The sequence below is a fragment of the Halomonas sp. 11-S5 genome (genome assembly GCF_029889825.1).
Lineage (GTDB): Bacteria > Pseudomonadota > Gammaproteobacteria > Pseudomonadales > Halomonadaceae > Halomonas.
Map to the genome: position 1 here is coordinate 1 of NZ_JARANW010000028.1, position 12,777 is coordinate 12,777.

At 66.9% G+C, this 12,777-nt stretch carries 12 protein-coding genes; 7 read left to right on the forward strand and 5 right to left on the reverse strand.

Going from position 1 to position 12,777, the window contains the following annotated elements:
• Positions 1 to 106 precede the first annotated feature (106 nt).
• The 4 genes from OP497_RS15155 to OP497_RS15170 all read right to left on the reverse strand — a co-directional run bounded on the left by OP497_RS15155 (position 107) and on the right by OP497_RS15170 (position 4,420).
• Entirely contained in the window at positions 107 to 733 is a 627-nt protein-coding gene (locus OP497_RS15155; protein WP_280549887.1) for an amino acid ABC transporter permease, read from the reverse strand.
• A 62-nt stretch (positions 734 to 795) separates the two neighbouring features.
• Entirely contained in the window at positions 796 to 1,653 is an 858-nt protein-coding gene (locus OP497_RS15160; RefSeq protein ID WP_280549889.1) for an ABC transporter substrate-binding protein, read from the reverse strand.
• 300 nt (positions 1,654 to 1,953) lie between these two features.
• Positions 1,954 to 3,450, reverse strand: a complete 1,497-nt coding sequence (locus tag OP497_RS15165; RefSeq protein ID WP_280549891.1) for a protein adenylyltransferase SelO — start codon at positions 3,448 to 3,450, stop codon at positions 1,954 to 1,956.
• A 97-nt stretch (positions 3,451 to 3,547) separates the two neighbouring features.
• Positions 3,548 to 4,420, reverse strand: a complete 873-nt coding sequence (locus tag OP497_RS15170) for a LysR substrate-binding domain-containing protein (RefSeq protein ID WP_280549893.1) — start codon at positions 4,418 to 4,420, stop codon at positions 3,548 to 3,550.
• Between the two features lie 107 nt (positions 4,421 to 4,527).
• Here OP497_RS15170 and OP497_RS15175 point away from each other — a divergent pair, with 107 nt between their 5' ends.
• On the forward strand, positions 4,528 to 5,412 hold the full coding sequence (locus OP497_RS15175; RefSeq protein ID WP_280549895.1) for a DMT family transporter: 885 nt from the start codon (positions 4,528 to 4,530) through the stop codon (positions 5,410 to 5,412).
• Positions 5,413 to 5,512: 100 nt separating this feature from the next.
• A complete protein-coding gene (locus tag OP497_RS15180) occupies positions 5,513 to 6,019 on the forward strand; it encodes a methylated-DNA--[protein]-cysteine S-methyltransferase (protein ID WP_280549897.1) in 507 nt (168 codons plus the stop codon).
• A gap of 51 nt (positions 6,020 to 6,070) precedes the next feature.
• Here OP497_RS15180 and OP497_RS15185 read toward each other — a convergent pair whose 3' ends face one another.
• Positions 6,071 to 6,745 (reverse strand): GntR family transcriptional regulator, encoded by a 675-nt coding sequence (locus tag OP497_RS15185; RefSeq protein WP_280549956.1) that lies wholly within the window; start codon positions 6,743 to 6,745, stop codon positions 6,071 to 6,073.
• A gap of 202 nt (positions 6,746 to 6,947) precedes the next feature.
• On the opposite strand from OP497_RS15185, the gene dctP reads away from it, so the two are divergent.
• The 5 genes from dctP to OP497_RS15210 all read left to right on the forward strand — a co-directional run bounded on the left by dctP (position 6,948) and on the right by OP497_RS15210 (position 12,768).
• On the forward strand, positions 6,948 to 7,943 hold the full coding sequence (dctP, locus tag OP497_RS15190; protein ID WP_280549898.1) for a TRAP transporter substrate-binding protein DctP: 996 nt from the start codon (positions 6,948 to 6,950) through the stop codon (positions 7,941 to 7,943).
• Between the two features lie 91 nt (positions 7,944 to 8,034).
• The gene (locus tag OP497_RS15195; RefSeq protein WP_280549899.1) at positions 8,035 to 8,556 is read left to right on the forward strand and encodes a TRAP transporter small permease; all 522 of its coding nucleotides are present in this window, start codon (positions 8,035 to 8,037) and stop codon (positions 8,554 to 8,556) included.
• Positions 8,557 to 9,885: a TRAP transporter large permease gene (locus OP497_RS15200; protein WP_280549900.1), complete on the forward strand. Its 1,329-nt coding sequence runs from the start codon at positions 8,557 to 8,559 to the stop codon at positions 9,883 to 9,885.
• Positions 9,886 to 9,898: 13 nt separating this feature from the next.
• Entirely contained in the window at positions 9,899 to 11,254 is a 1,356-nt protein-coding gene (locus OP497_RS15205) for a malonyl-CoA decarboxylase (protein WP_280549902.1), read from the forward strand.
• Complete coding sequence (locus OP497_RS15210) at positions 11,251 to 12,768, forward strand: malonyl-CoA synthase (protein WP_280549904.1); 1,518 nt, start codon at positions 11,251 to 11,253, stop codon at positions 12,766 to 12,768. Before OP497_RS15205 ends, OP497_RS15210 begins: the two co-directional genes overlap by 4 nt.
• Positions 12,769 to 12,777 lie beyond the last annotated feature (9 nt).

Below are 12,777 nucleotides of genomic sequence, written 5' to 3' on the forward strand. Positions count from 1 at the left end.
CGGGCTGAAACTGGATCGGGTTGCGTGCCATGACGTCACCTCCTCTACTGGATATAACCTCAGTATAGGACAAGCTGGCGGAATGGTGGCTGATCAACATGAGTAATCAGGAAAGGCTATTGCCTGTCCGATTGAGGATGAAATACAACAGCGCCACCACGGCAAACACTGTCAACACGTTGCCCTGGGTGCTGGTGATAATGTAATGCGCCTGGCGGGTCAGCTCGACCACCCCGATGACATAGGCCAGAGAGGTCTCCTTGATCTCCGAGGAAAACTCGTTGGTCCAGGGGCCGATGGCATGCCGCGCCGCCTGGGGAAAGAGGATGTAGCGGATCGCCTTGATCTTGGACATGCCCATAGCCCGGGAGGCCATCATCTGCCCGGCTGGCACTGACTGAAAGGCGCTGCGGAATATCTGCGACTGGTAAGCTGCCGAGCGAAGCCCCATGGTCAGTATCGCGGCACCGAAGGCCGAGATGTCGATAACACCCGACATGCCATAGAAGAAGATGAACAGCATGATGATGATCGGAACGCCCCTGAAGACCCGCTCGTAGAGCACCAGCGGCCACTGTACTAGCCGTGTCTTAGGGCCATAGAGCTGCACCAGGCAGATAGCCATGCCCAGCACAAAGCCGATCGTCAGTAGGGCGGCCAACAGCACGATGGCCACCCCCAGCCCCTTCAACAGGAAGGGAAAATCGCGAAGTAGTACGTCGTAGATATCCATGCCGACTTCCCTAACGTGGCGGGCGCCTTCCCGGCCGGGAAGGCACCCGACGTCTCAGCGACTTATTCGTTACCTAGCTCGGGGAGACCGGCCACCGGCTTCTGGTAGGTGTCGACGAAATTCGGCATGTGTCCCGGGATCGGAGGGACGGTGACACCGGGAATGTACTCGTCGACGATCTCGCCCCACTCGCCGGACTCGTAGATGGCCAGGATGCCCTGGTTCAGGTCGCCGAGGATCTCCTGGGGATCATCCTTGGATACCGCCAGCGCCAGGGGCGCACGGATAAAGATCTTGCCCGCCATCTTCACCGGCTTACCAGCATTGATGTACTCCTGGGCGGAGGTATCATCGACGATGACCGAGGAGATACGGCCGATGGCCATGTCGTCCACCGCGGTGACGTAATTGTCGTATTTGGCCAGCTCGACGTCGATATCGCTGGAATTCACCACGTTCTCTTCCATCCAGGCCTGCTGGGAAGAACCACCCTGAACGCCAATGCTGGCCCCGCAGCATACGGCGGTGAAGACGTTGAGATCGGAGCCTTCTGGCACCAGTACCACATCGTTGGTTTCCCACCAGGGAATAGTGAAATCGATATTTTTGCTACGCTGTTCGGTGACGGTGAGGCCGGTAGCAAGGATATCGATCTTCTCCGCCGCCAGTGCCGGAATCAGCGACGGGAACGGCATGTCCTGGAACTCGATTTCGATGCCGATCTCCTCGGCGATCGCCTCCATGGCATCGATGGCGATGCCCTTGAATTCTCCCCCCTCCACATAGGCCCAGGGCGGGAAGGAAGCCTCCACACCAACCGTGTAGGGGTCCTGTGCGTAGGCGGCCGTAGCCAGCCCGCTGCCGATGACCATGGTCCCCATGAGGGCGGCAGGCAGGAGCGATGCTTTTAATCCTTTCATGATATTCTCGCGTGTTGGTGAGTTTTGTTATTCCGCCATGTCAATATGAGTGCGTCGTTTCAAGACTGTCAAATCACCAAAGGTCCTCATCTCCACGAAACTACTGCATGAAGTCTGCTCGAGCCACGTCCACGGAGTGATCGCCGACGCGGGCCGCCGGCATGCAGCATGGATCCTTTCAGTACCCGCTCATCGAATACCAGCCCCGGATAGAACTGCAGCATGCAGGAAACTGAAATGTATCTGGGCTTCATGAACGGATCCGACTGGTAGACGTGCCGCTTATGTACGGATGCCGACTCAGGTCCCGCAGAAGGTGCGGAACACGGCCGCGCTGGACGGCGCCGGCCAAGCGAACGCTTCGCGACCGGGCTGCTCGGTGAAGGGATCGGCCAGCACCTCGCGCAGGGTCTCGAAGGGCGCGAAGTCGCCCTCGGCGGCGGCGGCCAGGGCCTCCTCCACCTTGTGATTGCGCGGGATATAGAACGGGTTGACCGAGCGCAGCCGCGTGGCGATCGCCTCCTTGCCGACGTCCTCACGGGCCAGCCGCTCGCGCCAGCGGGGTAGCCAGGCGCGCAGGCCCTCGTCGTTCTCGAACCGCTCGAGCAGCACGGGGGCGTCTGCCTCGACCGCCTCGCTCAGGCCGCGGAAGGCCAGGGTGAAGTCCGCGCGACCGGCCTGCAGGGCCTCGAGGAAGGCATCAACCAGGGCGCGGTCGCCCTCCTCTGCCTTCTCCAGCCCCAGCTTCTCGCGCATTACCGCCAGCCACTCGGTTTCATACTGCCCCTCGAAGGCCTTGATCACCGCGGTGGCCTTGTCGATGGCCTGCTGCTGGTCGGCATCGATCAGCGGAACCAGCGTCTCGGCCAGGCGCGCCAGGTTCCACTGGGCGATCCACGGCTGGTTGCGATAGGCGTAGCGGCCGCCCTCGTCAATGGAGCTGAACACCGTGGCCGGGTCATAGGCCTCCATGAAGGCGCAGGGGCCGTAGTCGATGGTCTCGCCGGCGATGCTGCAGTTGTCGGTGTTCATCACCCCGTGAATGAAGCCCAGCCCCATCCACTTCGCCACCAGCGCCGCCTGGCGCGCCTGCACCGCCTCCAGCAACCCCAGGTAGCGCTCGGCCTCGTCCCCCTCGGCGAGCTCAGGGCCCAGCAGTTGTGGAAAGTGACGCTCGATGGCCATGTCGGCCAGGGTGCGCACGGCCTCCAGGTCATCGCGGGCGGCGAAGTACTGGAAGGTGCCCACCCGCAGGTGGCTGGAGGCGATGCGGGTCAGCACGGCACCGGGCTCCGGCACGCGCCGGAACACGCGCTCGCCGGTGGTTACCGCGGCCAGGGCGCGGGTGGTGGGCACCCCCAGCACATGCATCGCCTCGCTGACCAGGTACTCGCGCAGCACCGGGCCCAGGGGTGCACGACCGTCGGCACCGCGCGAGAAGGGGGTCATCCCGGCGCCCTTGAGCTGGATATCGCGCAGCCGCCCCTCGCGGTCGACCACCTCGCCAAGCAGCACCGCGCGGCCGTCGCCGAGGCGCGGGTTGAAGTGGCCGAACTGGTGGCCGGCATAGGCCTGGGCCAGCGGATCGGCGCCTTGCGGTACGGCGTTGCCGGAGAACCACTCGGCGGCCTGCCCTTGATCAAGGGCCTCGTCGAAGGCATCCAGGTCGAAGCCCAGCTGCTCGGCCAGCGGCCGGTTGAAGGCCACCAGCCGCGGGGCCTTCACCGGGAGGGGGTCGAAGCGCAGGAAGAAGTGCTCGGGCAGGCGGGCGTAGCGCAGGGTGAACTCGGGAAACATGGCGACTCCGATCGACGGCCGAGGCCCGGCCTGGGGATGAATACCCGAGTATAACGCTCGGGATTGCGGCTTTCGACCTGTCACCCTCTTCTCGGCCTCAGGCGAGGGGGTCGGCCGGCGAGAGCTGCTCGCGGATCAGCTCGGCCAGGCGCCGGGCCGGCTCGGTGGGTCGCCGCGCGGCGCGGTGCAGGGCTAGCTCCACGGCGGGTAGTGGCGGCAGGCCGCTCGACTCGTCCAGGGCACGCAGCTGCGGCGTCAGCATGCTGCGGGTCACCACCACGATGGCCAGCCCCGCCTGCACCACAGGGCCGAGACCAACCATGGACTGGCTCATGTAGGCCACCCGCCAGTCACGCCCGGCGGCGGCCAGCGCCTGCTCGGCCACCTCGCGGAAGAGGTCGGCACCGGGCGAGTAGAGCCCCAGAGGCAGCGGGTCGGACAGTGGGGGCTGGTGCTGCAGCCCCACCGCCCAGGCCAGTGGCTCGCGGCGGATCATCTCGCCGCCCGGGGAATTTCGCTGGCGGGTGACCAGCGCCAGGTCCAGCTCATCCGCGCGCACCCGCTCCATCAGGTGGGCGCTGGTGCCGCAGATCACCTGCAGGCGCACCTCGGGGTAGAGCTGGTGGAACCAGGAGAACACCGAAGTGAGCAGGCTGGCGTAATCCTCGGGAATCCCCAGGTTCAGCTCGCCGGTGACGCGCCGCGCCCGCATGTCGGCCAGCGCCTCGTCATTGAGCGCCAGCAGCCGACGGGCATGGCCCAGCAGGCGATCTCCCTCGGCAGTGAAGCGCAGGCGGCGGCCCTCCCGCTCGTGCAGGGCGACGCCCAGCGCGCTCTCGAGGCGCTGCAGCTGCATGCTGACAGTGGACTGGGTATAGGCCAGGCGCCGCGCGGCAGCGGTGACGCTGCCGGTATCGGCGACGGCCACCAGGGTACGCAGCAGGCCAAGATCGAGGGTCGGAGCACGCATCGATACATCACCAATCTTGATGAATGAGATCAACAATGATCGTTATCGTGATGATTGTGGACCGCCTAGCATGCCCTCGTCACCCATCGGGCAAGGAGTTCATCACCATGCACAGTCAGACATCCCGACTCACGCGCTTCTCCTGGCATGGCACCGGCGCCGCCGGGCTGGCGGTGGTGCTCTGGGCGCTGGTGCCGCTGCTGGTCGCCCAGGCGGGAGAGCTGCCGCCGCTGCGCCTCTCGGCCCTGGCGCTGCTGGCCGGGGCCCTGGGCACCCTGCCCATGGCGCACGGCCGCCAGCGCCGCGGCGCGACGCTCTCCAGGGCCCATGGCGTGGTGGTCCATGTCGGGGTGCCGATGCTGGTGGCCGGGGCGGTGGGCGCCTGCTCCGCCAGCTTTTCCCTGGCGCCCCCCACCGAGGCCGCGCTGATCATCTACACCTGGCCGGTGCTCTTCCTGCTGGCGAGCCGCTGGCTCTTGCAGGGGCGCTTGCCCCTGGCCACGCTCAGTGGCGCCCTGCTGGCGTTCTCGGGGGCCGCCCTGCTGGTCGCGCCCCAGGCCCTGGCGAGCGGGTTCTCCGGCGCCTGGGGTGGCTACCTGCTGGCGCTGGCGGCGGCGCTGTGCTGGGCGCTCTACTCGCTGGCCTGCCAGGTCCCGGGCTATCGGCTCGGCGAGCGCATGCCGCACCTGCTGCTCGTTGCCAGCGTCATGACCGGCGTCGCCAGCCTGGTGCTGGAGGGAATGAGCGAGCTGCCCTCGCCCCCGGCGTTGCTGGCCACCGTGGCCCTGGGCCTGGGCCCCTACGGCATCGCCATGCTCGCCTGGGACCACGCCCTGGGCGACCCGCAGGCGGGGCGGCTGGGCAACCTGGCCCATGCCGTGCCGGTGCTCGCCACCCTGTTCCTGGTGCTGGCCGGGGTCACCGCCCCGGACTGGCGGCTGCCGGTGGCGGCGGTGCTGGTGTTCGCCGGCAGCATGACCGCCTCACGCTGACCGCTGACAGCGCTGCGCATTGCGATACACTCAGGGGTAAAGTCGTTCCGGGAGCCCTGCCCGTGACAGGGCTTCCACCCGCTACCCTGGAGACCAGACGATGAGCCGCGATATCTCTCCCGACCGTTACCTGGATTACTATCACCCGCCCGGCCGCGACGCCCTGGGCCTAATCCGCATCCACGCCAGTGCCCGCGGCATTACCGGAATCGAGTTCGTGGAGAAGGCGGACGCCGCCGCACGGCCGAACGCGCTGACCGAGCGCGCCCGGGAGCAGCTGGCCGACTACTTCGCCGGCGCCCGCCACGACTTCGACCTGCCGCTCTCGCCGACGGGCACCGACTTCCAGCAGCGGGTCTGGGCAGCACTCGCCACCATCCCCTTCGGCGAGACCCGCAACTACGCCGAGATCGCCGAGCAGCTGCGCTGCAAGGGCGGCCAGCGAGCGGTGGGCGCCGCCAATGGACGCAACCCGCTAGCCATCGTGGTGCCCTGCCACCGGGTGATCGGCAGCGACGGTGGATTGACCGGCTATGCCGGCGGCATCGGCCGCAAGCAGTGGCTGCTCGCCTTCGAGGCGGGCGAGGTCCCGCTGGAGCTCACCTGACGGGGACCGGCCCGCTCGAAACGCCGTAAGACGTCCGCCCGGCCGGGCGGCTCAGGCGGTGACTTCCTGGCAGGCCTCGAAACGACGCACGCTGGCGACGAAGTCGCTGAAGCGTTCACCCTGAATCAGCACGTGGTCGCGCATCAGTCGCTCCGCCGACGCGGCATCACCGCCCTCGATGACCGCGAGGATCTCGCGGTGCTCATCCAGGGATCGCCCCATGCGCTGGCGGACCTGCAGCTGCAGGCGGCGATAGGGCTTGAGGCGCTGCTTGAGCTGGCGCGCCTCCTCGGCCAGAAAGCCGTTGTGGCTGGCCACATAGATGGCGTGGTGGAAGCCCTCGTTCTCGTAGTAGTACTCGTCGGTGTCGCCGTCCCTGGCCGCCGCCTCGCAGCGCTCCATCGCCGCACGCAGGGCGGTGAGCTCCTGCTCGGAGATGCGCCGCGCGGCAAGGCGCCCACACATGCCCTCGAGCTCCGCCATCACCTCGAACATCTCGATCAGCTGATCCAGGCCCACCCGGGACACGAAGGTGCCCTTCTTCGGCACCACCGTCACGAGACCACTCGCCACTAGCTGCTGGATGGCCTCCCGCACCGGCGTACGGGACACATCGAACTCCCGGCACAGGGCCTCGGGATCGAGACGTTCGCCAGGCGCCCGGCGGCCGTTGATGATGTCATCCTCCAGGGCATCCCGGAGTCGCTGGGCATTGGATCGCTTGATGTTCACGGATTCTCCCCCTGCCGGTCTGGCGCGCCTCGACGATGGCACATCGGGCCCCTACCCCACTTTTGTCTAACTCCAGACAATTGACACTGGTATGCCCTGAGGGCTATTGAAGTATACATCAGCATAGCTGATGGATGCTTCACAACAACTACACAGGCTCATTTCACAACAACAAGAGTCCCAGGAGATGCCAACCATGAATGCCAAGTTCACACCCGTGGCCGCCGCCGCGCTGACCCTCGCCTTCGCCTCCTCCGCCAGCGCCGAGACCGTGCTGCGCGCCTCCCACCAGTTCCCGGGCGGCCAGGGTGACGTGCGTGACAAGATGGTCCAGATGATAGCCAAGGAGGTCGAGGCCGCCGACGTCGACCTGAAGATCCAGGTCTATCCCGGCCAGTCGCTGTTCAAGGCCAAGGAGCAGTGGGGCGCGCTGGTCAGGGGCCGCCTCGACATGACCTCCCTGCCGCTCGACTATGCCAGCGGCCGCCACCCGGAGTTCTCGGCCACCCTGATGCCGGGCCTGGTGCGCAACCACGAGCGCGCGCAGCGCCTCAACGACTCCGAGTTCATGGGCATGATCAAGAAGGTCATCAATGAGGCCGGTGCCCGCGTGCTGGCCGATGCCTGGCTGGCCGGCGGCTTCGCCTCTGACATGCGCTGCATCACCTCACCGGACACCGTCAAAGGCCAGACCATGCGTGCCGCCGGTCCGGCCTTCGACGAGATGCTGGCGACTGCCGGCGCCTCGATCACGTCGATGCCCTCATCGGAGATCTACACCGCGATGCAGACCGGGGTGCTCGACGGGGCCAACACCTCTTCCGGCTCCTTCGTCTCCTACCGCATCTACGAGCAGGTCAGCTGTCTGACTGCCCCCGGCGAGAACGCGCTGTGGTTCATGTACGAGCCGATCCTGATCTCCGAACAGAGCTGGGACGAGCTCACCGAGGAGCAGCAGCAGGCCCTGACCGCGGCCGGCGAGAAGGCCGAGGCCTTCTTCGCCCAGGAAGCCGCGGCGCTCGACCAGAAGCTGGTGGATGTCTACAAGGAGAACGGCGTCGAGGTGGTGCAGATGTCGCCGGAGGACTATCAGGCCTGGCTGGATATCGCCAAGCAGAGCTCCTACAAGACCTTCGCCGAGAACGTACCCAACGGGCAGGCACTGATCGACGCGGCCCTGGCCGTCGAGTGAACGAGACCACGGGCCGGCCAGGTCCCCCGGCCCTTCCTTCCACGGCTGCCCCGACGGGGGCAGCCCTCCTCTCCTCGATACCGGAACACGCATGATGGACACACAACGCCGCACGATCGCGCCGAGGCGTGGCGTGATCGGCCTCTACATACGCCTGATGGACGGCATCTCGTGCGCCACCGCCGTCCTCGCCGGCGCCCTGCTGCTGGGGGGCGTGCTGGTCGTCTGCCACATGATCTTCATGCGCTACGTGCTGGGCGAGAGCACCACCTGGCAGACCGAGTTCGCCATCTTCGCTATCACCGGCGCCATGTTGCTCGGCGCGCCCTACGTGCTGCTGACTGGCGGCCACGTGGCAGTGACGGTCCTGCCCGACGCCCTGGGCGGCCTGGCCCGGAAGTTGATGAATCTCGTCGCCTCGCTGGTCGGCCTGGCCTTCTGCATCGCGCTGGCCTACTCCGCCTGGCTGTATGTCTTCGAGGCCCTGCATGGCGGCTGGACCACCGGCTCAGTGTGGAACCCACCGCTGTGGCCCGCCCTGCTGCCCATGGCCGTCGGCATCAGCCTGCTGTCGCTGCAATATGTCGCAGAAATCCTTCGCGGAGAGACCTGAATGGACCCGGTAACCAGCGGAATCTTCATCATCGTGGCGCTGTTCGTGCTGATGGCCATCGGGACCCCGATCGCCTTTGCCCTGGGTGGCGTCTCGCTGACCGCACTGGTGCTCAACCAGGGCATCAGCGAGCTGACCTACTTCGGCGAGACCTTCTTCGGCAACCTCGCTTCCTTCGGCTTCGTCGCCATCCCCATGTTCATCCTGATGGGGGCGGCCGTTGCCTCCTCGCCCACCGGCCGCGACCTCTACCGCTCGCTGGACCTGTGGCTCGGCAAGGTGCCCGGGGGCCTGGCCATCTCCAACATCGGCGCCTGCTCGATCTTCGCCGCCCTCTCGGGCTCCTCGCCGGCCACCAGCGCGGCGATCGGCAAGCTCGGCATCCCCGAGATGCGCAAGCGCGGCTATCCCGACGGCGTGGCCGCGGGCTGCATCGCCGCGGGCGGCACCCTGGGCATCCTGATCCCGCCCTCGGTGACCATGATCGTCTATGGCATCTCCACCGAGACCTCCATCGGCCGCCTGTTCATCGCCGGCGCCATCCCCGGGCTGATGCTGGCCGTGCTGTTCATGGTCTGGACGCTGATCGCCTGCAAGCTGGCCGGCGGCTATGACACCCCGAGCGCGTTGACCGCTGCAGCGAATCAGGTGAAGGAGAACGTCGAGGGCAACATGAAGGCCCTGGTGCGCGTGCTGCCCTTCCTGGTGGTGGTTACCGGCATCCTCTTCGCCCTCTACGGCGGCGTCGCCACGCCCTCCGAGGCAGCGGGTGCCGGCGCCTTCCTGTGCCTGGCGTTGGCCATCATCGTCTACCGCATGTGGCAGGTGAAACCGCTCAAGGTAATCTTCCGCGACGCCCTGCGCGAGAGCGTGATGATCATGCTGATCATCGCCTGCGCGGAGATCTTCGCCTATGCGCTCTCCTCGCTGTTCATCACCCAGACCGTGGCCGGCGCCATCGCCGACCTGGAGGTCAACCGCTGGGTGCTGATGGGGGTGATCAACCTCTTCCTGCTGGTCGCCGGCTTCTTCCTGCCGCCGGTGGCGGTGATCGTGATGACCGCCCCGATCCTGATGCCGATCATCCTGTCCGCGAACTTCGATCCCTACTGGTTCGCCGTGATACTGACCATCAACCTGGAGATCGGCCTGATTACCCCGCCAGTAGGACTCAACCTTTTCATCATCAAGGGAATCGCCCCGGATATCGCCCTCAAGGACATCCTGCTCGGCAGCCTGCCCTATGCGCTGTGCATGGTGCTGGGCATCCTGCTGCTGTGCCTGTTCCCGGGTATCGCCTTGTGGCTGCCCGACCTGATCATGGGCTGAAGGAGTCGCCGCCATGAACATGACCTTCCTGCAGGAGATGTTTCAGTCGATCACCCAGCGCGACGCGCTGCTGCGCCGCCGCCAGGGAGACGGGACGCCGCCGGACCACCGCCGCCTGGTGGAGGCCTGCCAGCGCCTGCTGGAGAGTGACGGCGAGGCCTCGAGCATCGCCCTGGCCAGCCGTGCCCTGGGCATGTACCAGCGCCTCGCGCCGGCCGAGCGACTGCGCTTCTTCGAACGGCTGGCCAGCGACTTCGCCGCCGAGCCGGCACAGATCGACGCAGCCTACGCGCGTTATGCCGAGCAGCGCGACAACGCCAGCCTGGAAGTGCTGTTCGAGGCCTGCGAGCCGCGCCGCCAGGAGCTGATCCGCCGCCTCAACCTGACCAGCGGCGGCACCGTCGAGCTGGTGCGCATGCGCGAGGACCTGCTCGGCCTGCTACGCGAGCACCCCGAGCTCTCGGCCATCGACGCCGACTTCGCCCACCTGTTCGGCTCCTGGTTCAACCGCGGCTTTTTGATGCTCAAACGCATCGACTGGGACACCCCGGCCTCGATCCTGGAAAAGATCATCCGCTACGAGGCAGTGCACGAGATCCGCGACTGGGACGACCTGCGCCGCCGACTGGACGCCCGCGACCGGCGCTGCTTCGCCTTCTTCCACCCGGCGATCGGTGACGACCCGCTGATCTTCGTGGAGGTGGCCCTGCACAAGGGGCTGCCGGCCCGCATCCAGCCGATCCTGGCCGGCGAGGATACCGGCATCGAAGACCCCGAACTCGCCGACACCGCCGCCTTCTTCGGCATCAGCAACTGCCAGACCGGCCTGCGTGGCATCTCCTTCGGTAACTTCCTGATCAAGCAGGTCGTTCAGGAGCTCAAGCAGGCGCTGCCCCAGCTCAGGCACTTCGTCACCCTCTCGCCAGTGCCCGACTTCGCCCAGTGGCTGGCCGAACGGCGCGACGACGAGGCCCTGCCTGAGGCAGTGCGCAAGAGCCTCGCCGAGTTGGAAGACCCCGACTGGCACCGCGACGCCGAAAGCGCCGAGCGCCTCAAGGCGGTGGTCAAGCCGCTGGCCGCCCGCTACCTGGTCGACGAGAAGAACGCCCGCGGCCTGCCGCTCAACCCGGTGGCCCGCTTCCACCTGGGCAACGGCGCCGAGCTGCACCGCATCAACTGGCTGGGCGACGTCTCGGCCAAGGGCCTCAAGCAGGCCGCCGGCCTGATGGTCAACTACCTCTACGTGCTCGACGACATCGAGCGCAATCACGAGAACTACACCGCCAACGCCACCGTGGCCCGGTCGAGCGAGGTCAAGGACCTCGTCCGCAAGGCCAGGAAGCTGGCCAAGGGAGAAACCGCCCAATGAACCAGAACCTCTTCGCCACCTTCGCCCGGCGCATGCGCGAGCGCGGCGACGCCGACTTCATCACCACCCGCCAGGGCCGCGGCTACCGCCACGCCGAGGCCCTGGCCACCACCGCGCGCCTGGCCGGCGCCCTGGTCGAGCTGGGCGTGACGCCAGGCGACCGGGTGGCGGTGCAGGTCGACAAGAGCCCCGAGGCAATCCTGCTCTACCTGGCCACCCTGCGCGTGGGCGGGGTCTACCTGCCGCTCAACACCGGCTACACCGGGGAGGAGATCCACTACTTCCTCACCGATGCCGAGCCGGCGCTGTTCGTCTGCCGGCCGGGGGATGCCGAGAATGCGCGCAGCATCGCTGCCGACACCGGCTGCCCGCAGGTCGCCACCCTGGGTACGGCGGCCGACGGCAGCCTGATGGAGGCGGCCGAGAAGGCCACGCCCCATGACGACATCGTCGAGCGCGACGACAACGACCTGGCGGCGATCCTCTACACTTCGGGCACCACCGGGCGTTCCAAGGGCGCCATGCTCACCCACCGCAACCTGGGCTCCAATGCCGCCACCCTGGTCGAGGCCTGGCACTTCAGCGAGGAAGACCGGCTGATCCATGCCCTGCCGATCTTCCACACCCACGGCCTCTTCGTGGCCTGCAACGTCACCCTGATGGCCGGTTCCAGCATGCTCTTCCTGCCGAAGTTCGACGCCGACGTGATCTTCGAGGAGATGCCCCGCGGCACGGTGCTGATGGGCGTGCCGACCTTCTACACCCGGCTTACGGCCGACGCGCGCCTGACCCCGGCGGTCACCGCCAAGATGCGCCTGTTCGTCTCCGGCTCGGCGCCGCTGACCGCCGAGACCCACCGCGAGTTCGAGCAGAAGACCGGCCATGCCATCCTCGAGCGCTACGGCATGACCGAGACCAACATGAACCTCTCCAACCCCTACGACGGCGAGCGCCGCGCCGGCACCGTGGGCATGCCGCTGCCTGGCGTGGAGTACCGCATCACCGACCGCGAGACCCATGAGCCGATGCCGAAGGGCAAGATCGGCATGCTGGAGATCCGCGGGCCCAATGTCTTCGTCGGCTACTGGCGGATGCCCGACAAGACCCGCGAGGAGCTCCTCGAGGACGGCTTCTTCGTCACCGGCGACCTGGCGATGGTCGACGAGCGCGGCTACGTGCACATCGTCGGCCGCGACAAGGACCTGGTGATCTCCGGCGGCTACAATGTCTATCCCAAGGAGGTCGAGCAGGTGATCGATGAGCTCGAGGGCGTCCACGAGTCCGCGGTGATCGGCCTGCCCCACCCCGACCTGGGCGAGGGTGTCACCGCCGTGGTGGTGCCCGAGCCGGGGGCAAGCCTCGACGAGGCGCGGGTGCTCGACCACCTGCAGGGCCAGCTGGCCAAGTACAAGCAGCCCAAGCGGGTCTTCTTCGCCGACAGCCTGCCGCGCAACACCATGGGCAAGGTGCAGAAGAACCAGCTGCGCGACCAGTACCCGGACACCTACCGCTGAGGGGCGCCC